This is a genomic window from Vibrio satsumensis (genome assembly GCF_050337435.1).
Taxonomy (GTDB): Bacteria; Pseudomonadota; Gammaproteobacteria; order Enterobacterales; family Vibrionaceae; genus Vibrio; species Vibrio satsumensis.
In genome coordinates this window covers 35,186-55,632 of record NZ_JAKJSX010000006.1, presented here as the reverse complement: position 1 = coordinate 55,632, position 20,447 = coordinate 35,186, and the positions used below count along the sequence as shown (strand labels likewise).

The following is a 20,447-nucleotide window of genomic DNA, read 5'->3' as shown; positions in this document are numbered from 1 at the left end:
TATTGGCTAGAATGAGTAATGTACAAAACTATGAAAGAGTGCAAAGAAGTCGTGTAATTTGACGGGTGAATTACACGGGTTAATATCAATAAGCTATTGATTTAAATGTTTTTAATTTCTTTTTTCTTGCGTTTGGTTTGGCGAGTTTTAATGGTGTGATTAGCTCTTATTTAGTTTCTAACGGCAATATTTGAAGAGAGGGTGCTTCTTGATGCGTGGCACCAATACTTTCTTTAGCGATGTATTCAAAGGTTTGAGATAAGTTAATTTGCTATTGCAGCCATTCGCTATTGAGCGATACCATATAGAGCTATTTCTTTGGAAAAGATTTGATTATGTCAGATGAAAAACTCGCACTAGAGTGGATGCGCCAACAGGCACATAAAGTAGACCCATACGTTATCAATCCATCGTTTGATGAGTGCGTTGAGCTGCTTGATCCTGCTTTTAAGAAGGGCAAGAGTGTTGCGCAGTTAAAGTATCTGTTATCGGAAGCGGATCGTAGGGCTGGTGCGGCAGAACGTAAACATGCTGCTTTAAAATATGCCAAAGAGAAAAGCCCAAATGCTGGTCAAATTTTGCGTCTGCAAAGCAAGCTTCAACAAGTTCAGTTGGCTCTCAAACTTGCTACTGGCGACAACAACATGACCATATCTCAGTTCTGTTCTGAGTATGACGTGACTAAACGCGACGGTAACACGGCATGGAATGAAAAGTTGGTAGAACAGGGTAAAAGAAAATAGCCATTTAAAAGCCTGAAAAGTTGCTTCTCAGGCTTTGCCGTTAGTCCGCTAATTTAATGTGAACAACCAACGCTAAGGTCGAATGTTATTGAAGCTGACTTTCTGCGTTCCATCACTTTTATTCTTCAACTTAACCAAATCCCCTTGATAGTAATACGGTTCAATTGGCATCTCGCTATTGGTTGGCCTTGCGTAGTGAAGTACTGCAGGTTTGCCTTCCACCTGTCGCGCGTAAAGGTAGCCAATCAAAGCGTGCTCAAACTGATGGTAGCCGTTTCCCCAATGGAAAGCCTTGGTGCGTTTGGGTTCAAGCCCTACGCCGCCGTACTTGTGGTCGACCCACACATCATGAAACGTCGGCAGCGTGTATTGCAGGACTTCTTTCATTGAACCATCGACTAGCGATACCGTCATTGCAGCTTGGTCGAGCTCAGCCCACTCCCATGAGGAAGCCCAATTTGTGTTTGGTCTGCTTTGCCAGCCAGTAATCTCTCGTCCTTGCCATGCCTTCTGAAGTTTGCCGCCAAAGTATTGGGATACATCGGTGAAGTCTTTCTGGTACTGCGCTTGGGCTAAAGTGTGCTTCATCCCTTTCATACCGAACTCTTTCCATTCGGAGTTATCCAGTGTTTGTCCGGTAAGGTAAGTCATCCAATACGCTTTGATCGTGTGCCCAAAATCATTGTGATTGGCGTTTGGCATCATGGCTGCTTTGCTGTGAATGGCACCGTAGAAGCGTTGTTCATCTTGAGAGTGATAGTGGTCAATCATGGCTTGCGTCAGCCAATCCAAATCATCAAGCCATTTTGATTTTGTCGGCTCTGACAGGAGTGGCGCAATCAACAACATATAGCCGTTAATTTGATCAAGTTGCGCGACCAGCTCACGTTGCTTGGCACTGCCATCTTCACCATCAGCAAGAACCCAAGCAAGGCCGCTGTTATCGCTAAGTCGATATTTGTCGAAGATAAAAGCTTGTTGGGCAATGAGCGCTTGCTCAACTTTTTTGTCTTGGGTCAGGTAGTAGTACATCGCCAATCCAACTAATGCATAAGCTTGATCTTGAGAAGTTCGTTGTTGCCACTCAAGTCCCGCTTTACCGTCTTTGGTGAAGCTTTTGAAGCCACCATTTTGCTCATCTTTTAAGTGTTCAACGAGGTAGTACGCTCCTTTCTTGGCAAGCGCTAATGCCTGTTTGTCTCCGGTTAGGTGGTAGAGCACGCCATAGGCATAGGTTTGGCGTGACTTCATTCGTGTGAACTCTTTTCCAAAGTGCGGCGTGATCCAGCCTCGGTCTAACTCAGGACAAACATTGGTCACATCAAGTAATGTCCCATCATCACAGCGAAAAGTCGGGAAGTTGCCTATCGGCTCTCCTTGAGCACTCGGCATCAACCAGTAAGGTGCTAATCCTTCGCTAGCATGATTAATCCAGTCTTCTCCAGTAGGAAGGGCAGTATTGGCAGATACAGCGAAGCTCGTGACACTGAGTAATGCGATAGAGGCTCGTAACATGATGTTTATCTTAATAATTTGAGTTTGCTTGAATATAAACAATCAGCTCTGCACATTGTGGTTAGGTGATCACAATCAACCACATTATCAACGATGCTGAGTAAGTTTTTCAAAGTTCTGAGCCTTACTGGGTCAGCAAATTACCATTGAGTATTATCCTGAAAATGAATAATTAATAATGATTGTAAGTCATTGGATGAATTTTGGTCTCATTCGTATACTTGGTTCAAACAAAGGATGTTTTTTAAACAATTGAATGTTTCAATTTTACGAAGAGATATGCTCAACATGAAAAAACTTCTACTCGCTTCGCTACTCACTATCAGTACATTGCCGGTCTACTCTCAATCATTTGATGATACTGATGACATCCTTAACCGCGCATCGCAGATCGAAAACCTCGAATACAAAATGATGGTACAACGTGCCACGCAAACCGCTATTCATTACATGCCAGCAGTCACCCAGATTGATTTTTTGAAAGCGACTCGTCGTGACTTGAATGGTGATTTCAATGACGTGGTTTACGTTAACGAACCTTTTGGCTCAGAAAAAGGCTTCCTCACGGCTAATGACACCACGGCTTATGCTTGGGCAACCACAACCTCTAAAAATGGCCCTGTTGTTATTGAAGTTCCGGCGGCGACTGACAAGGTGAATTACTTTGGCTCGATTGTGAACCAATGGGAGGTGCCGATTACAGATGTGGGGTACAAAGGTGCTGATGAAGGTAAGGGAGGAAAGTATCTATTCTTACCACCAGGTTACGACAATGAGCTTGGTACTAAGCAAGAGTTAGAAAGCCAAGGTTATTTGGTGTTTGAAACCGACACGTATTTGTATGGCTTTTCGTTCAGACCATCGTTAACCAATGGAGCAACAGATTTAGATGCGGGCAACTACGCAAAGAAAATCAAAATCTACAATCTTGCGGATGCCAAAAATCCACCAAAGACAGACTACTTAGATGCAACGGATGTCGCGTATGACAGCCTTCCGTATTACAACGAGACGTTCTTCCAAGATATTAATGATGTCATTCAAGAGAATCCAGTTAGAGCACAAGATAAGGCGATGGTTTCGTTACTCAAAGATCTTGGTATCGAGAAAGGCAAAAAATTCGACCCGTCAGAAGAGCAGAAAAAAGCGATTCGTGAGGGAGTACTGATGGCGTATGCGCACATGCAGTCGAAATTCGTAGAGCCTGATCAAACGGTTAGCGCGCTATGGAAAGATGAAAATGGCAAACCACTTTCACAATGGTCTTTCTGGAACTTTGGCCCTCAGGCTCAGCTTGGCTTCCCATTTGTGGATGAAAATGAGGTGTTAGTCGATAAGCGTGCAGCGTCGTACTTTTATGTGACTTATTTACCGAAACAGCTGGGTGGTTCAACCTTCTACCTAACGGGGCTGCGTGATTCAAAAGGTGAAATGTTAGATGGTAAAGCGACGTACAAGCTCAACGTGCCAGCCGATACGCCAGTTGAAGATTTCTGGTCTGCCATTGTTTACAACATGGAAACCAAGAACTTTGTTAAAGGTGTCGACCGAGTAGGACTATCTTCTCGAAACGCAGACACGATGAAAAAGAATCCAGACGGTTCTTACGACCTGTACTTCGGCCCAGAAGCACCAAAAGGGCAAGAGAATAACTGGGTGCCTACGGGGGGAGAAGATTACTTCTTGTTGTTCCGACTTTACCGACCAACCTCGAAAACATTCTTTAAGAACTGGATGCTAGAAGACATGGAGAAAATCAGTACTAGCCAGCAATAGAGACTCAACCGTCTCTGGAAATAAATAGCCTCGTGCTTTGCCCTGGTGGAGAACACAAACTGGGGCTGTCTAGGCTATCTGAATCACATTAGATAAGAGAGAATTATTATGAAAAAATCCATTATTGCTACGTTACTGATTACTTTAGGTTGTTCATCTTTTGCATTCGCTGAGCCTAAATATAGTGCCCAAGTACCAGAGAGTATCATCACCCCAAATAAGGTTGAGTCAGCCTATCTAGGAGAGCTGAACTATACCGATGGTGCACCTACTGAAGAAACGCACACTAAGGTGCAAGACTTTGTTCAAGTCTCCAATGCGGTTCGTGTGTTTCTGTCCGGTATTCCTGTTGCTTCGATACAAGGATTGCTACTGGGGCACGAAAGTATTGGCATGAAGCCGAACCAAACCATTGCGATTTCTGAAGACAACTTAGACGCCAATAGCCTGTGGTTAACCGCGAATACAACCACACCGTATATCACTTCTGAAATTGATGTGAAAAATGGCCCGGTTGTTCTGGAAATTCCAACCCCAGTACTTGGCTTACTCGACAACGCTGCGTTTAAATATGTAGACCGAATTGGTGTTACCCATCCAGACAATATCGCAAAGTCAGGCAAGTACTTTATCCGCCATTCCTCGTGGGAAGGTGAAGTGCCAGAGGGATACATTGAAATCGTCAGTGAAGGTTATCAGCACTGGTTGTTATTGCGTCTTGTTAGCTCGCCAGATGAAATGCAAGCGAGTATTGCGACGCTGAAAGAGACCACTAAGCTTTACCCGTATGGAGAGAAAGACAACACAGAGTTCATGAATATTTCAGGTGTCGACTACAACACTATTCATGCAATGGATGCGACATTTTACGATGAGGTGAATGCACTCATTCAATACGAACCTACGGCGATTTTTGATGCTGAATGGTTGTCGTTAGCCAAAGATATCGGAATCGAAAAAGGGCAGGAATTTGCTCCCAATAAGCGCATGCAGCAAATCCTGTCGGAAGCGGCCAAAATAGCAACCGCTGAAGCGCGCTCTACCTATTTTCATCCTAAGGAAGAGATGTTTCGCTACGAAGATAGACAATGGTTTACTCCGTTAGTCTCAGGGCATGAATTTAAAGACGCAAATGGGGTTATTGACTCTGATATGCGAGCAACATTCCACTTCATGGCAACGGGAATTACCCCTGATATGGTGACGAAAACCGTAGGCAAAGGTTCGGATTACTTATTGGCAACACGTGATGCCAATCAGGAAGTGTTAGATGGTAGCCAGCACTACACAGTAACACTGCCGCCGAATACGCCTGTAGAGAAGTTCTGGTCATTTATGATCTACGATAACCAGACGCGTTCCATGTTAGAAACCGACCAAAAATCTGCGGGTATCGATGGTTTGAGTGAAGACATTAAGAAAAACAGTGATGGTTCAATCACCATACATTTTGCACCTGATGCGCCAAAAGGAATGGAAAACAACTGGGTGCAAACGACGGAAGGGAAAGGTTTTAATATCATCTTCCGTATGTATTCACCGACAGAAAAATGGTTTGATAATTCATGGAAGCCAGGTGACTTTATTAAAGTAAACGAGTAATTCTATCAAAGTAAAGTAGCCGGCTAATCAAGATTGGATACGACTTTAAGTGGGTGTATCTTTTCGTGTTATGGTTAGTTCGTCTAAACAATGTCGTTGTTCAATATCGCAGAGGGATTATGCAAAAAGATATTTCATATCAATTGAATCGAGTCGACCTGAATTTGCTGGTGGCCTTTGACACATTACTTAGAGAACGCAATGTAACCAATGCTGCAAAGGTGTTATTTGTCTCGCAGTCGGCTATGAGTCGCAGCTTAAAACGGTTGAGAGAAACCTTCGATGATCCCCTTTTTATCCGAACCTCTACTGGCCTGACACCGACATCAAAGTCGCTAGAGTTAGGTCAAGAGCTGCAACACATTCTTCCGCAGTTGGCTGCGTTGTTTCAACGTAGTCAATTTGATCCTCGAGAATGTAATGATACGTTTTCGATCTCTTTGCCTACCTTTCTAGGAAGTACCATTCTTCCCAATCTAGCCTTAGGGTTATTTGAAGAAGCTCCTGACGTCAACTTGATAGAAATGGCCGCGAAAAGTAACCCTTACGACTTACTCGACAAAGGGAAGTTAGACTTTGCTATTCATTATTCAAGCTCGCTAGATCAAAAATACCAAGCGACAAAAATTGGAACAATCTATCCCAAACTGTTTGTTCGTAAAGACCACCCGTTGGTTGGAAAAGACACTACGTTAGATGAAATCATGCGATACCCTATAGTCGCTATGAACGTAGAAGAAGACCATAAGCAAGCATTCAACACGCCTCTTCAACAAGTTCTATTACAGTTGGAAAGTGACAAACGCCCAAAACTTCGAAGCACCCAAACTCATGTGTTGATGGAGATCGCGTCTCGTTCAGATGCGGTGATCTTTGGTATGAATGCGTTGAATGCACTACCGGGTTTCGATAGCCAGTTTGTGGATATTTACGATTTTGTAGCCAGTAAGCAATATCACGTCGACCTATATTTACTGCAACATCAGCGTACATTTACATCAGCTTCGCATCAGTGGATAGCGTCGAAGTTCAGTGAGTTATTGAAGAGCACACTTTAAAAAATTATCGTTTATCGATAATTTTTTATTGATCATCGTTTGTTTTGATCTTAGTATCCTCCTGTCAACTCAACAGGAACAATAACTATGTCTAACATTCAAAAACAAAGCCGACGTGTTCGCATGCTACTGCAATGTCTTTTTGCACTTGTACCAATCATGGTGTGTTACTTTTGGCTAGCCGTTCAAACTCCCTATGACTTCCTTACTAATATGGGTATTGTTCAGTTTTCTTACGAAATTGAATCTCTTACGACATTACCATTAACTTTGACCACAAGAGTCATTGCGATGTTCACAAGTTTGGCCGTGTGGAGCATTGTTTTGTATGCGTTAATAGTTCTGATACGTTTATTCCGTAATTATGAACGCGGAGAAATCTTCTCACTAGAAAATGCAATGTCTTATCAGAAGCTTGGTTACTGCTTGTTTTACTGGGTATTTGGGTCGGTGATCTACGGTGCAGCGATGTCTGTAGTGTTGTCGTTCAATAATCCTCCTGGCGAACGAATATTTGCAATTAGTTTTGTCGGCATGGATTTTTTAACCCTGATATTGGGTATGATTATCTTGATCATCTCATGGGTGATGAAAGAGGGTTATATTTTGGCCGACGAACACAGCCACACGATTTAAAGGACTTGTCATGACTATCTGCATTAATTTAGACATTATGATGGCCAAACGAAAAATGCGATTGAAGACATTGGCGAAAGAAGTCGGGATTACAGAAGCCAACTTGTCGGTGTTAAAGAATGGCAAGGCCAAAGCGGTAAGGCTATCGACACTCGATAAACTGTGTGAGGTTTTAGAGTGTCAACCAGGTGATATTTTGGAGTTTGAACCGAATAAGCAGCCTGATGACCTTTCTGCAGAATAGTTGGAAAGGACAAAATCTTTTCTAACTAATCAATGAGTCTCGAAGCCATTCGAGACTCATTCGCTCCAGACTAAACAGGTTCTCCCGCCTCGTCTTCTTCAACGATATCCTTTTCTAAACTCGCCTCCGCCAACCATTTTCTTATAGACGGGCTATTCAACACACGTTGTTGATACTGTTGGGCTTTGTCCGAAAGCTTGATGCCATAGGTTTCGACTCGCAGCGCTACAGGTGCAAACATCGCATCAGCAATCGACCACTCACCAAACAACCAGCCTTCTGGATACTGTTCCATTTGCGCTGACCATATCGCATCGATACGAGCGATGTCTTTCAGTGCGCCTTCACTCAGCGTTAGCGTTCTTTTTGCTCGGCAGTTCATTGGCACTTCATTTCTTAGATTGAAGAACCCAGAGTGCATCTCTGCGGAAATTGCTCGGGCATGGGCGCGTTCAGCGACGGAAGAAGGCCACGCAACACCGTCTAAATAGGCATCGTTTACGTATTCGAGAATAGCCAGTGAATCCCACACTGCAACGTCACCATCAACCAGAGTCGGCACTTTTGCAGTGGGTGTAACTTTCGCTAACGTGTCATAAAAATCTGGGGTGAACAGCTTAAGTTTAATGACGTCTGCGTTGAGGTTGTAGTGATCGAATATTAGCCATGCGCGCAGTGACCAAGTGGAGTAGTTCTGATTAGCGATATAAAGCTGCATAAATGCTTCCTTGCGTGTGGTGGGGATGCTTTTGAGGTTAAGGGATTGTATTACTGAGCACTAACGGATAATTTTGATGCAATACATTAATAAAAACGATGGGTGGTTATTTCAATATGGATATTGATGCTTTGCGAGGCTTTCTCGCGTTTGTGGAAACCAGTAGCTTCACGCGTGCTGCGAAACAGATCAATCGCACCCAATCGGCATTTAGCGCGCAGATGCGTAAGTTGGAAGAGGAACTCAACGTCACCCTGTTTCAAAAAGAGGGGCGTAACTTAGTTTTAACGGAGGCGGGCTTAGCACTGCGTTCTCATGCGGAGCAGCTAGTCGCACTCCACAATACGGCATTAAAACAAGTTAAGCGTTATGAGGATAAACAGCCCTTGAGGTTAGGTTGCCCTGAAGACTATAACGACATCATTCTGCCGAAAGTCATTCGTCTGTTGCAGAAAGCAGAACCTACCTGTTCTATTCAAGTATTCAGCTTACCAAGCATTACGCTCAGAGAGTGGTTGGATGATGGCCGATTAGATGCCGCGATTGTCACCAGAGCACCTGACAGTGAAGAGGGTTATTGGCTGACCCATGATGTCGGAGTGTGGATAAGCAGTTCTGATTATGTCTTGGATGACTCTAAGCCAGTTCCATTAGCTCTATTTCAGACTGACTGTAAATACCACGCTGCGGCGGTAAATGGTTTAACTAAGCAGGGGATACCCTATCAATTACTAGCCTGTAGTAACACGGCTTCAGCTCAGCGCGCTATCGTCAAAGCAGGGTTGGCGATTGGAGCTATGGGTAAGCTCAGTGTCACACCTGATTTGAAGATTCTCGACGATATGCCGCCGTTACCTGCGGTGGACATCGTACTGTTGCTCGCGAGTAAGCATCATCCTGTGTTGGACAAAGAGGTGCTCAATCAGCTGATTGAGTTAGATTCCAATTAGATTTGTTGCTTGGTGAGAGGTATTGCTGAGAGTGTTCAAGAAATAGAAAGGCCGAGAACATTGAGTTTATCGGCCTTGTTTTTATGGAAGAGAGAGCGAATTAAGAAAGCTTAAACTTACTCAGTTCTCCGTGCAAATCTCCAGCTTTTACTGTCAGATCGTTACTAATTTGGACCGACGATGTCATGGTGCCCATCACCTCAACGGCGGTGTCATTGATGATCACCACATTACGGTTAATCTCTTCTGATACCGAGCTTTGTTCCTCAGCAGCGGAAGCAATCTGGTTGTTCATGTCGTTGATCACTTCAATCGCTTGGTTGATTTCAGACAACGCCAGATGAGCGGCTTCAGTTTCGCCTTTGGTGTCGTTTGCTTGCTTTTGGCTTTGCTCCATCAATACCACGATAGATTGAGTCTCTTGCTCTAAGCGAGCCAACATAGAGCGAATCTCTTCGGTCGAACCTTGAGTGCGATTCGCGAGGTTACGTACTTCATCAGCAACCACAGCAAAGCCACGTCCGGCTTCCCCCGCACGAGCTGCTTCAATCGCGGCGTTAAGCGCAAGTAGGTTGGTTTGTTCTGCAATACCGCCAATTTCACTCAAAATACCTTGAATGGCGGTGCTTGAATCAACTAAGTTTTGCGTTTGTTGCTGCGCATCATTGACCTGAATGGCCAAGCTATCTACTGCGCTCGCGGCATTGTCCATACGTGCCATACCATTAAGGCTGTTGCTTTGCACTTGGCTCGCAGCTGCGGCCGCTTGAACGGCTGAACTTGCCACTTCTTGTGCAGTCGCACTCATTTCATTAATGGCTGTTGCAAGTGAGTTCACTTCGTTAACTTGAGAATTCAACTGATCACGAGAAACCTCAGCGCGAGCTTGGCCTTCAGCGGCATTTTTATCTACTTGGTCTGCCGTTACCATAACGGTTAGGAGCATTTCTTGTATGCGAGATAGGAAGGTATTGAACCAATGTGCTAGCTGAGCAGTTTCATCCTTACCTTTCACTTCAATGCGATAAGTTAAGTCACCCTCGCCTTGTGCTGCATCTTTGAAACGTTCCACTAAGTTGTTCAGAACCTTGCCTAAAGAGTTGGCGATAAATGCCATGGAGGCAATGCCTAGAAGAGCTGCGATGATCCCCGCCCACACACCTTTTTCAAGTGCTTTTGAATTCTGTTCATCACTCCAATTCGTGTAGTCGTCGACGCTTTTTGTAAGGTGACTACTGGGTACTGAAACCATGACGACCCAAGGCGCATCACTGGTATTAATTGAAGTAATTGCGTATTCATCGCCGCCGAAAGTGACAAGGCCAGCGCCTGTTCGCTTAGCGATAGACTGAATGCTCGACCATTCTGCTTCCAATTCAGATGAGACTTTTTTACCTACCATATCTGCAGAGCGACTGTTGGCCAGTGTAATGCCTTTCCAAGAAGTGATGAGGATCTTGCCTTTGCCATCAAACAGGTCACGAGCAAACAATTCACTCTGGCTTTGAAGTTCAAACAAAGACAAATCAAAGCCAATTGAGCCAATGATTTTCCCGTCTTGTTTGATTGGTTGGCTGATGGTGGTGATGAGCTCTTGCTTACCTCGAACCGGGTAGAAATACGGTTCCATCACAAATGTCTTACCGGTTTGGTAAGGCATTAAGTGCCAGTCGTCTTTTCGCTCCCCGTTGCTGTTTAACTCGGTATTGCTGAAGCTTTCCATCGCGACTGCATCAAAGCTGTTTTGGTCATTGGGAGAGAAGAACGGGGCAAGGTAGCCCTGACTGTTGAAACCTAATTCGCTGTTCAAGCTAATCTCGCCATTCAGATCGGTTTGCTGTGGCCATGTTTTGTTTTCCCACACCATGTAGCCCGCAAATACAGCTTTGTTTTGTGCTTCCAAGGCGGCAGTAAACTGTTTAACAACAAGGTCTGCGCTTGCGTTGGTTTCTGAACTCAACTCAATGATTGAGCGTGCTTGTTTTAGGTTGGCCAATACAGGGTCAAGCTGGTTAGCGATGTTTAAACCTTGTTGAAGCGCTGTGTTTTGTAAATCCGATGTCGTGGCGTCTGTCAGCTGCGTTTTGACTTTTTTAGTGACTTGCTCATTCACATCGGTAAATGCGTTGGTCGTCATCCCCATTGCGATTAACAGAGTGAAAGCCATTGCCCCGCCTGCACTCACCGCAATTCGTGTACGTATACTGTTAAACATAAGATCCCTGTAACCAAATAGTGGTAGTTTTGCAGAGATTTTAAACAAGATAAGTGAATGGAAAATTCAAAACAATGAATACAAAAAGAATAGACGGATTAAATTTATAAACAGGATTGCATTGGGCTTATCTTTATATTTGATGTATGGGTTCTGAAAGATAAATAAATGCTTGCTTAAGGTTAAGTAACCAATTGTATTTATTGATCTTTAAACCTTGTTGATAAAGTGGTCTTTTGTTAGGTGAGAACAGTGTTGTTTTCGCTCGTTACTGAATGTGGATTATTCATTATATGACAATGGTCACACTTAATTTTACTCAAAGTCATTCATTTCCCCTATTTATGCGAGTGTTTATGTTTGTTTTATAAATTCAGGGCAGCCAAAGCTTGGTTCATTTTCTTCATTGAAGAATCCCCAAACTCTTTAGTTTTCGATAAATAGTATTACGGCTGATGCCCAATATTCGCGATGTCTTGCTGATATTACCTTGGTTGGCTTGATAGGTTTGCAGCAAGGTTTCTTCAACGGTACTTCTTAAATCAGTATTTGGCTTACCTTCGATGATACGAGAAGCAGTAATCTGGTGATGACTATCTTGAGCTAAAGAGGTGAGGTGCTGAGCAAGGTGGCTTGGTACATGTTCCAGAGTCACTTGTGGTTCGTCGCTCGCGAGTAGGGCGGTGACCTTCAGTAAGTTATCTAGTTCTCGGATATTACCCGGCCAAGAATAAGCGCATAGTAATCTCATCAAGTGAGGGCAGATTGCCTGTCCATCTTCTGCGTATTTTCGGTGAATATTTTTGATTAAAGCGTGCTTGTCTTGTCGGTATTGCAGGCTTGGTAAGGTGAAGGCTAAGCCATTTAGTCTGTAATACAGATCTTGCCTAAATTCTCCTGTCGCAACTAACTGCTCGAGGTTTTTATGTGTGGCTGCGATGATCTGACAATCAACTTGGTAACTCTGGTTTGAACCTACAGGTACTACGGATTTGTCTTGCAGAACATGCAGCAGTCGACACTGAGCCTCCAAAGGCATGTCGGCGATCTCATCTAGAAATAGAATCCCTTTATCTGCTTGGCGGATCTTGCCTTGGAAGCCCTTGTGGCTTGCTCCCGTAAATGCGCCCGGCGCGTAACCAAACAATTCAGATTCGATAAGATCTTTCGGTAGTGCTCCACAATTGACGGCAACTAAGGGTGAGGATTTACGCTGGCTCTGTTTGTGTAAGGCTTTAACAAACTCACCTTTTCCAACGCCAGTTTCACCTAAGATCAGCAAGCTGATCCCTTTATCGATGACCTTATTAGCTTGCTGCCAAGCGTGTTCTATCTGTTCTTCGCCATGGTGCAAATCACACGATGCTGAAATAGAACGTGTGCGTTTGGTTGTCGTGCGTTTGAGGTGCTGTTTTTCAAACACAAATGAGGTGTCTAATGAAGTTCGATTGAAGAGGGTATCAATGCATGCACCAACGATCGAGGTTTGATCCAGCAATTGAGAGGCGACTTGATTATGCGCCACCACCTCACCAGCCTCATTCGCTATTACGATCCCTTGCCAACCACTGTGCAATAACGATTTCTCACACGCGAGATCAATACGAGTCGTGCCTTGTGGGATATGACTCAATAGCTGGTTTTCAACAAGCTGAACCATGTTTTGAACGAGTAGCTGCACCGAACTGTCGTGTTGTTGCTGTTCACTGGTGATGTCCAATACGCCAACCATCTGGCCTTGATGATCAAACACAGGGCTTGCTGAACAACTTATAAACCGATGCTGGTGGATGAAGTGCTGTTCGCCAATGACAGTCACTGGTTTGGCTTCCACAATGGCTGTGCCAATCGCGTTGGTGCCTTTCAGTTGTTCCTGCCAGCACGCTCCAGAGCTAAGTGCAATCGAAGTCAGTTTCTCCTTAAACCTTTCTTGGCCCCAACTCGCCAGAATCACCCCTTCAATATCGGTCAAAATCAAGCGACTGTCGGTGCGTGCAAACATCTGATTAAACAGAGGCAGTGCGTTGCGCTCGACGATTTGAATCAGGTCAGAAGATTGATGACGTCGTTGCTTAAGGATCGATTGTGGCAGGCGTATATCTTCAGGAAGCCGTCTCTGTTTTAGCCCCGCTTCTGTGCTGCGGTGCCAAGAGGACGAAAGCCAATCTGAGGCTTGTGTGTGTTGAAGGTGCATGACTGTTCCATGTCGTAACAGTGAGGGTGTACCAATTTGGAACAGTTGAACACTGGAGTGCTTTCCATACGTCCGTTCAATGCCAACTCACTTTGGGTTGTAAACGTTTGGTAATCATAGTTTTACAATTTATTAACAACAAGTTTTGAAGTTCTGGCGTGTGATTTGCGTTGTTACTGTTGTGAAGAAAACACGAAGTATCAGTGTTTTAAACAGAAAGTATAAACATGGCGGCTCTTTTTTTGAGTTCTCTTCTCGGGTTCTCTTCTCAAGGGAAGCCGCCATGCTAGCTCGACAACATAAGCTCAATAACGAATGAACAACGACTAAAAATCTAAGAAGGATCTAACTATGATTTACGCACAGCCGGGTAGTGATAACGCAGTGGTGAACTTTAAAGCTCAATACGATAATTTTATCGGTGGTGAGTGGGTGAAGCCTGTCAGCGGCGAGTATTTTGATAACACTTCCCCAGTTAATGGTCAGGTGTATTGCCAAGTCGCGCGTTCAACCGAGGCAGACATTAGCTTGGCACTCGATGCAGCGCATGCAGCTCGTGCGAGTTGGGCAGCAACGAGTGTGACTGAACGCTCGAATATCCTGCTTAAGATTGCCGATCGTATTGAAGCGAACCTAGAAGAAATCGCGGTTGCTGAAACGTGGGAAAACGGCAAACCTGTGCGTGAAACTTTAGCGGCAGATATTCCTTTGGTTGTCGATCACTTCCGCTACTTTGCGGGTTGTATTCGAGCGCAAGAAGGCAGTGCAGCTGAGCTCGATTCAAACACGGCAAGCTACCACTTCCCAGAACCAATTGGTGTGGTAGGTCAGATTATCCCTTGGAACTTCCCGATTTTAATGGCGGCTTGGAAACTGGCACCCGCACTGGCTGCGGGGTGTTGTGTGGTGATGAAGCCAGCTGAGCAAACGCCAACCTCGATCTTGGTGATGATGGAGAAGATCGCTGACCTTCTGCCTGCTGGTGTGGTCAACATCGTCAATGGTTTTGGTAGCGAAGCGGGCCAAGCATTAGCAACCAGCGATCGTTTGGCGAAGCTGGCGTTTACTGGTTCAACAGAGGTCGGCCACCATATCCTGAAATGTGCCGCAGAAAGTTTGATCCCATCAACGGTTGAGCTTGGCGGTAAGTCTCCAAACATCTACTTTCCAGATATCTTTAACCACGAAGACGAATACCTAGATAAGTGTGTCGAAGGTATGTTGCTGGCGTTCTTTAACCAAGGTGAAGTGTGTACCTGTCCTTCTCGTGTGCTCATCCATGAATCGGTATACGACAAGTTCATTGCGAAAGTAGTCGAGCGTGCTCAAACCATCAAACAAGGTAACCCGCTAGATACCGATACTCAGGTTGGCGCACAAGCTTCTAAAGAGCAGTTCGATAAGATTCTGAGCTATCTTGAGATTGGCCGCCAAGAAGGCGCGAAAGTGCTGACAGGTGGTGAAATCGCGCAGCAACCAGATGATTTAGGTAATGGTTACTACATTCAACCAACCATGCTCGAAGGCAACAACAAGATGCGTGTCTTCCAAGAAGAGATCTTCGGCCCTGTTATCGCGGTGACGACCTTTAAAGATGAAGCGGAAGCGTTAGAAATTGCCAATGATACCGAGTATGGCTTGGGTGCAGGGGTATGGACACGTGATGCAAACTTAGCGTATCGAATGGGGCGCAATATCGAAGCGGGTCGTATTTGGGTTAACTGTTACCATGCTTATCCAGCACACGCGGCGTTTGGTGGCTACAAGAAATCAGGCATTGGCCGTGAGACACATAAGATGATGCTCGACCATTACCAAAACACCAAGAACCTGCTGATCAGCTACGATACCAATCCGCTAGGTTTCTTCTAATACAAAAAGTATGAGAATGAATCATGGGTACAAAGAATAACTAACAACGCAGTTGGCTTAATTAAGAAAACAAAAGCTAGAAACCAAAACGCCCAACTCATTTGAGTTGGGCGTTTTTATGCTTGAATCGTTCTAGTTTTGCGAAAAGAAGATCTCTGGCTTGTGGGTTGGGCCTGAATTGCTTTCGAGTTGAGTCAGCTCCAAGCCTTGTTTACCAATCAAAGACGCAACCATTTGACGGTTGAACGGGTAGTTCTCAGCGTTGTTGATGAACTCTTCTACATCTACCCATTTGGCTTCTGCAATTTCATCCGTGTCTTGAATCGCAATCTCTTGATTTTGAGCAATCAGGTGACAAACGAAGTAGAGGTTTGATTTGCCAAATTGATATGGGTGGCGCGTTGCCATGCCAACCACCGATACAAACTCCGCTTTGATACCCGTCTCTTCCAAGGTTTCTCGAACCACAGACTCTTCAATACCCTCGCCAAGTTCAATGTGGCCGCCAGGTAATTTGTAGCCTGTCATGCCATGCTCTTTTATCATCAGCACTTGTTTGTGTTCGTTGGTGATCAATGCACCTGCGCCCAAGGTGTGAGTCGGAATGAAAGGCACAAACTCAACGATTTCGGATTTATGGATCAGCGTGATTTCATCTTCTAGGCAGTTGTGAAACACAAAGCCTAGCTCAGTGGCTACTGGGATAAGATGCGATAGCGAAATAGGCAAACTAATCCAAATAATGCCTTTGTTGTTTTGTTTTGAAAATTCGGTGATTTCATTAAGTTCGGCACAAAATGCATCAGCATCTTGAGGTGCTGTCGCTGGGTCAATGATGATGCCGTTAAATTTGTCGAGCGTAAATTCCACGGGTGGTCCTTTATTATTTTTGATTTATTGGGCGTGAGCATTGGATGAGCTTATCGTATCTAAAGAGCTTATAACACCTTGAGAGCAGGGTAGCAGTGAATCAAAAGTAGGCAATGCAGTTTATGTCGACTGGGTAGGGATAAGTGGAGAGTGTTGTTAGAAACAAAAACAGCGCTTGGAAGCCAAGCGCTGTCTAATCATAGATTCTATTGTGTACCGACTTTAACGAACGTAGTTGGCATTAATACTCACATACCAGTGCTGCAGTTTGCCATCGGCTTTCTTGATCCACAAATCGTTGGTGTAGCTCTCAATCTTGCCGTTAACCGTAAGGTTGAATGTGTTCTCGTCGAATTCGCCAAGCTTCACAAACTGGTCTGTCGTAATTAGAAACGGGTCCATGTCGTCCACGCCAACCACATCGGAAATCACATAGTAGTGATAAGTCAGCGGCTTGCTCGCATCATTCGGATTACTGCGATACGCCACCAGCTTGAACGGTTCTGTTAATGGAACATCGAGTGTTTGTTTGTCCATGGTCGCTGGAATCGGGATAAACAGCCAAGCGGTAAACAGACCACTCAATAAAACCATCAGGAAGAAAAGAGTTTTAATTGCTTTCATAGCAACCTTCAAAATAGGTAATGTTGAAGGCGCTATGGTAACAGGTTTGATTTGCGGATTGTAAGAGTATGAATAAGTGAAGGCATCACTTGTCTGTTAGGAAGTTTGAACGAATTGACTCACTGTTCATAACTTATTGCTTGTAAATCTGAGCTGGTGAGCCCCTTACGTTCATTAATTGTTTAATTAATGAGCGTGCCCTTGTGATAGGTTGATCAACATGACGCCTGCGGCAACAAGCCCCATGCCAATCCAAACTTTAGTGTCCAGATGTTGGCTGTAAACGAAGGTAGAAATCAGGCTCACTGTCACGATAGCTAAACCTGCCCATAAAGAGTGCACCACACCAACTGGCATCCCTTTCATGGCTTGGCTCAAAAATAGAAATGCCGCTAAGTGTCCTGAAATAACCAGCAAAGCAGGAACAGGTTTAGACAAACTAAAACCATCGGTTGCCTTAAGTGCAACGTGAGAAAGTGCTTCAGCCATTACGCCCATCATCAAGAAAAACCAGCTCATATTCGTACCTTTATCGTTGTATGGTTTGTGTTGGTATAGCAAGAGTGTTTGAAAGTGGTAATCGTTGTTGCTGCTCTTTAGTAACAGCGTATTTGCCCAAACAGCAGGCACAAAAAAGCCCACACCTCACGCTTTTGCAAGGTGTGGGCTAATTCGGTGTGACTACTTGTTTAGGTAAGCAGCGTGGAACTCAATATGCTCATCAATAAAGCTAGAGATAAAGTAGTAGCTGTGGTCGTAACCTGGCTGCATACGTAGCTCTAAATCGGCATTCGTTACCTTAGCGGCTTCAACTAATTGTTCAGGCTTTAGCTGCTCAATTAGGAAGTTATCAGCTTCGCCTTGGTCTACTAACATTGGCAGCTTAGTGCCTTTGGTCTTTAAAAGCTCAGAAGCATCGTAGTGTTTCCATTCTTCAATATCTAATCCTAGATATTGGTTGAATGCTTTCTGCCCCCAAGGGCATTGCATTGGGTTTGTTATTGGGCTGAATGCAGAGATAGAACGGTAGCTATCTTCGTTCTTGATGCCAATTGTTAGTGCACCATGTCCGCCCATGCTGTGACCAGAAATTGATTTTACTGATGTTACAGGGAAGAACGATTCAATCAGTGCTGGGAGCTCTGTTACTACATAATCGTACATGTGGTAATGGCTGTCCCACGGTGCTTGAGTCGCATTCACGTAGAATCCTGCACCTTGGCCTAGATCGTAGCTTTCATTGTCGGCAACGCCTTCGCCACGTGGGCTAGTATCAGGCGCAACAATAGCGATGCCTTGCTCTGCCGCGGCTTTGAAAGCGCCGGCTTTTTGCATGAAGTTTTCATCGGTACAGGTTAAGCCTGATAACCAATACAAAACAGGAACTGGGTTTTCTTTGCTTGCATTTGGTGGCAAGAAAATCGCAAAACGCATGTTGCAGTCAAGCGTTGCTGAAAAGTGGGTGTATTGTTTGTGCCAACCACCAGCAACCTTTGCTTGGCTAATGTTTTCGATTGTCATTTATTGTGCTCCGTTAGGTTGATGGTTTCGGAATTAATGTGTTTGGGTTGTTTAATACTAAAGCCAAAGTTATAGCTAAAGGTTTCACCACCCACCGGGCAGGAGGTGGTGAAGACAGTTTCGCTCTGATGTTTAAGTCAGAACTTTGGTCTCGACACCGAGGTATCGAGACCAAGGGGAGTTATATCAATCACAGTAAGTAGATGGTCATAAATAGCGCAGGAAAAATGCTTGAGAACAAGGCAGAAATTTTCGATAAGTAGTTATTCTACAATCAAAATTTCTAACGCCGTTATCGAGTGTTTTAACAAGCTAGAATGACCAGTTATTTACTACGATTGGTATTATTTATCCATGTGTAGAACAGTACGGATAGATTCACCTTTGTGCATTAGGTCGAATGCTTCGTTTACATCTTGCAGACCCATAGTGTGAGTAATGAACTCTTGTAGACCAAACTCACCAGCCATGTAACGGTTTACGATTTCTGGAAGCTCAGAGCGGCCTTTAACACCACCGAAAGCAGAACCACGCCATACACGACCTGTTACTAGTTGGAACGGACGAGTAGAGATCTCTTGACCTGCGCCTGCAACACCGATGATTACAGATTCGCCCCAACCTTTGTGGCAGCACTCAAGTGCTTGACGCATAACGTTAACGTTACCGATACACTCGAAAGAGTATTCAACGCCACCGTCTGTCATCTCAACGATAACGTCTTGGATTGGTTTGTCGTAGTTCATTGGGTTGATGCAGTCAGTCGCGCCAAGTTGTTTCGCTAGCTCGAATTTGCTCTCGTTGATATCAACACCGATGATGCGGTCAGCACCAGCCATGCGAGCACCAATGATTGCAGAAAGACCGATACCGCCTAGGCCGAATACAGCAACGTTGTCGCCTTTTTCTACTTTAGCTGTGTTCAGTACTGCGCCCATACCTGTTGTAACGCCACAACCTAGAAGACAAACTTCTTCAAGTGGTGCTTCTTTAGCTACTTTCGCTAGTGAGATTTCTGGAAGTACTGTGTACTCAGAGAATGTAGAACAACCCATGTAATGGAAAATAGTTTCGCCATTTACAGAGAAGCGACTAGTACCGTCTGGCATTAGACCTTTACCTTGCGTTTCACGAACGGCTTGGCACAGGTTAGTTTTACCAGACTTACAGAATTTACATTCGCCACATTCAGCTGTGTAAAGTGGGATAACGTGGTCGCCAACTTCAACGCTTGTTACGCCTTCGCCGATCATTTCAACGATACCGCCACCTTCGTGACCAAGAATTGAAGGGAAGATACCTTCTGGATCGTCACCTGAAAGAGTGAATGCATCAGTGTGACAAACGCCAGTAGCAACGATACGAACTAGAACCTCACCAGCTTTAGGAAGTTGTACATCAACTTCTTCCATTTTTAGCGGTTCACCAGCTGCCCATGCAACCATTGCTTTTGATTTAATATGAGTTTGACCAGGTTTAATTTCGATTGTCATTGGATATTTCCTATATATGTCAGTACAGCGGATAACTGTTCAATTAACGTTAACTCGTTAAGAGTAGTTGAGCTTAATTGTTTCCGCTCTCTCGTTTTGTTGTGGCTAGTATAGGTGTGAGTGCGTGTTTTGATAATCCCCTTAAATAGAAAATGATTATTACTTATTTGTAATAATAGGTATAGAAAGCTGATCTGTTTTCCCAGTGATTACTTTATTCGGTTCGAGTCGGTTTTTGATGGAGGGCTACTTGTCCAAACCGTCGGAATGCATAGTTACCATTGATGTTTGAGTAGTTGTTTTATGGTGGCTTATATATTAATAACTGATTCGTACGATAGAGTCATCAATACTCATGATCGTTACTAACCAATTGAATTTTAAGGATTGAAGCAATGTCGCATAAGCACTCTGTA

17 protein-coding genes are annotated in these 20,447 nt (G+C 44.3%); 8 read left to right on the top strand and 9 right to left on the bottom strand.

Translation table 11 applies throughout. From position 1 onward, the window contains the following. The first annotated feature begins 335 nt into the window (after nt 1-335). Nucleotides 336-743 carry a hypothetical protein gene (locus L4C44_RS07780; protein WP_076651018.1) on the top strand — a complete coding sequence of 136 codons (408 nt, stop codon included), beginning with the start codon at nt 336-338 and terminating at the stop codon, nt 741-743. A gap of 72 nt (nt 744-815) precedes the next feature. Here L4C44_RS07780 and L4C44_RS07775 read toward each other — a convergent pair whose 3' ends face one another. Next, the gene (locus tag L4C44_RS07775) at nt 816-2,258 is read right to left on the bottom strand and encodes an AGE family epimerase/isomerase (protein ID WP_428804778.1); all 1,443 of its coding nucleotides are present in this window, start codon (nt 2,256-2,258) and stop codon (nt 816-818) included. Nucleotides 2,259-2,546: 288 nt separating this feature from the next. Between L4C44_RS07775 and L4C44_RS07770 the strand changes: the two genes are divergently transcribed. The 5 genes from L4C44_RS07770 (at nt 2,547) to L4C44_RS07750 (ending at nt 7,574) form a co-directional block, all read left to right on the top strand. Next, complete coding sequence (locus tag L4C44_RS07770; protein WP_428804777.1) at nt 2,547-4,034, top strand: DUF1214 domain-containing protein; 1,488 nt, start codon at nt 2,547-2,549, stop codon at nt 4,032-4,034. Nucleotides 4,035-4,142: 108 nt separating this feature from the next. Beyond that, complete coding sequence (locus tag L4C44_RS07765) at nt 4,143-5,636, top strand: DUF1254 domain-containing protein (protein ID WP_428804776.1); 1,494 nt, start codon at nt 4,143-4,145, stop codon at nt 5,634-5,636. 119 nt (nt 5,637-5,755) lie between these two features. Continuing rightward, nucleotides 5,756-6,694, top strand: coding sequence for a LysR family transcriptional regulator (locus tag L4C44_RS07760; protein ID WP_428804775.1), 939 nt, complete (start codon nt 5,756-5,758; stop codon nt 6,692-6,694). An 87-nt stretch (nt 6,695-6,781) separates the two neighbouring features. Further along, entirely contained in the window at nt 6,782-7,330 is a 549-nt protein-coding gene (locus tag L4C44_RS07755; protein WP_428804774.1) for a DUF2975 domain-containing protein, read from the top strand. A 10-nt stretch (nt 7,331-7,340) separates the two neighbouring features. After that, a complete protein-coding gene (locus tag L4C44_RS07750) occupies nt 7,341-7,574 on the top strand; it encodes a helix-turn-helix domain-containing protein (protein ID WP_060981025.1) in 234 nt (77 codons plus the stop codon). 70 nt (nt 7,575-7,644) lie between these two features. Here L4C44_RS07750 and L4C44_RS07745 read toward each other — a convergent pair whose 3' ends face one another. Further along, the gene (locus L4C44_RS07745; protein WP_428804773.1) at nt 7,645-8,292 is read right to left on the bottom strand and encodes a glutathione S-transferase family protein; all 648 of its coding nucleotides are present in this window, start codon (nt 8,290-8,292) and stop codon (nt 7,645-7,647) included. Between the two features lie 98 nt (nt 8,293-8,390). Here L4C44_RS07745 and L4C44_RS07740 point away from each other — a divergent pair, with 98 nt between their 5' ends. Further along, entirely contained in the window at nt 8,391-9,242 is an 852-nt protein-coding gene (locus L4C44_RS07740; RefSeq protein ID WP_428804772.1) for a LysR family transcriptional regulator, read from the top strand. A gap of 100 nt (nt 9,243-9,342) precedes the next feature. On the opposite strand, the gene L4C44_RS07735 is transcribed toward L4C44_RS07740, so the two are convergent. Together L4C44_RS07735 and L4C44_RS07730 are read right to left on the bottom strand one after the other, a co-directional pair. After that, nucleotides 9,343-11,457 (bottom strand): methyl-accepting chemotaxis protein, encoded by a 2,115-nt coding sequence (locus tag L4C44_RS07735; protein WP_428804771.1) that lies wholly within the window; start codon nt 11,455-11,457, stop codon nt 9,343-9,345. Between the two features lie 403 nt (nt 11,458-11,860). After that, the gene (locus L4C44_RS07730; RefSeq protein WP_428804770.1) at nt 11,861-13,651 is read right to left on the bottom strand and encodes a sigma-54-dependent Fis family transcriptional regulator; all 1,791 of its coding nucleotides are present in this window, start codon (nt 13,649-13,651) and stop codon (nt 11,861-11,863) included. A gap of 351 nt (nt 13,652-14,002) precedes the next feature. Here L4C44_RS07730 and exaC point away from each other — a divergent pair, with 351 nt between their 5' ends. Then, nucleotides 14,003-15,523 (top strand): acetaldehyde dehydrogenase ExaC, encoded by a 1,521-nt coding sequence (gene exaC, locus L4C44_RS07725; RefSeq protein ID WP_285954740.1) that lies wholly within the window; start codon nt 14,003-14,005, stop codon nt 15,521-15,523. A 132-nt stretch (nt 15,524-15,655) separates the two neighbouring features. Here exaC and L4C44_RS07720 read toward each other — a convergent pair whose 3' ends face one another. From L4C44_RS07720 to L4C44_RS07700, 5 genes are all read right to left on the bottom strand, one after another. Next, nucleotides 15,656-16,393, bottom strand: a complete 738-nt coding sequence (locus L4C44_RS07720; RefSeq protein ID WP_146490303.1) for an NUDIX domain-containing protein — start codon at nt 16,391-16,393, stop codon at nt 15,656-15,658. Between the two features lie 222 nt (nt 16,394-16,615). Further along, complete coding sequence (locus tag L4C44_RS07715; RefSeq protein ID WP_146490304.1) at nt 16,616-17,017, bottom strand: hypothetical protein; 402 nt, start codon at nt 17,015-17,017, stop codon at nt 16,616-16,618. Nucleotides 17,018-17,203: 186 nt separating this feature from the next. Then, the gene (locus tag L4C44_RS07710) at nt 17,204-17,536 is read right to left on the bottom strand and encodes a DMT family transporter (protein ID WP_215402852.1); all 333 of its coding nucleotides are present in this window, start codon (nt 17,534-17,536) and stop codon (nt 17,204-17,206) included. Between the two features lie 162 nt (nt 17,537-17,698). Beyond that, on the bottom strand, nt 17,699-18,538 hold the full coding sequence (fghA, locus tag L4C44_RS07705) for an S-formylglutathione hydrolase (RefSeq protein ID WP_004732901.1): 840 nt from the start codon (nt 18,536-18,538) through the stop codon (nt 17,699-17,701). A 344-nt stretch (nt 18,539-18,882) separates the two neighbouring features. Next, the gene (locus L4C44_RS07700; protein ID WP_086714399.1) at nt 18,883-20,031 is read right to left on the bottom strand and encodes an S-(hydroxymethyl)glutathione dehydrogenase/class III alcohol dehydrogenase; all 1,149 of its coding nucleotides are present in this window, start codon (nt 20,029-20,031) and stop codon (nt 18,883-18,885) included. Nucleotides 20,032-20,447: the final 416 nt, after the last annotated feature.

Coding starts and splice junctions, on each gene's coding strand:
- L4C44_RS07760 (WP_428804775.1), top strand. CDS start 5,756: ATGCAAAAAGATATTTCATATCAATTGAATCGAGTCGACCTGAATTTG.
- L4C44_RS07765 (WP_428804776.1), top strand. CDS start 4,143: ATGAAAAAATCCATTATTGCTACGTTACTGATTACTTTAGGTTGTTCA.
- L4C44_RS07755 (WP_428804774.1), top strand. CDS start 6,782: ATGTCTAACATTCAAAAACAAAGCCGACGTGTTCGCATGCTACTGCAA.
- L4C44_RS07715 (WP_146490304.1), bottom strand. CDS start 17,017: ATGAAAGCAATTAAAACTCTTTTCTTCCTGATGGTTTTATTGAGTGGT.
- L4C44_RS07740 (WP_428804772.1), top strand. CDS start 8,391: ATGGGTGGTTATTTCAATATGGATATTGATGCTTTGCGAGGCTTTCTC.
- L4C44_RS07735 (WP_428804771.1), bottom strand. CDS start 11,457: ATGTTTAACAGTATACGTACACGAATTGCGGTGAGTGCAGGCGGGGCA.
- L4C44_RS07745 (WP_428804773.1), bottom strand. CDS start 8,292: ATGCAGCTTTATATCGCTAATCAGAACTACTCCACTTGGTCACTGCGC.
- L4C44_RS07750 (WP_060981025.1), top strand. CDS start 7,341: ATGACTATCTGCATTAATTTAGACATTATGATGGCCAAACGAAAAATG.
- L4C44_RS07730 (WP_428804770.1), bottom strand. CDS start 13,651: ATGCACCTTCAACACACACAAGCCTCAGATTGGCTTTCGTCCTCTTGG.
- L4C44_RS07700 (WP_086714399.1), bottom strand. CDS start 20,031: ATGACAATCGAAATTAAACCTGGTCAAACTCATATTAAATCAAAAGCA.
- L4C44_RS07780 (WP_076651018.1), top strand. CDS start 336: ATGTCAGATGAAAAACTCGCACTAGAGTGGATGCGCCAACAGGCACAT.
- L4C44_RS07710 (WP_215402852.1), bottom strand. CDS start 17,536: ATGAGCTGGTTTTTCTTGATGATGGGCGTAATGGCTGAAGCACTTTCT.
- fghA (WP_004732901.1), bottom strand. CDS start 18,538: ATGACAATCGAAAACATTAGCCAAGCAAAGGTTGCTGGTGGTTGGCAC.
- exaC (WP_285954740.1), top strand. CDS start 14,003: ATGATTTACGCACAGCCGGGTAGTGATAACGCAGTGGTGAACTTTAAA.
- L4C44_RS07770 (WP_428804777.1), top strand. CDS start 2,547: ATGAAAAAACTTCTACTCGCTTCGCTACTCACTATCAGTACATTGCCG.
- L4C44_RS07775 (WP_428804778.1), bottom strand. CDS start 2,258: ATGTTACGAGCCTCTATCGCATTACTCAGTGTCACGAGCTTCGCTGTA.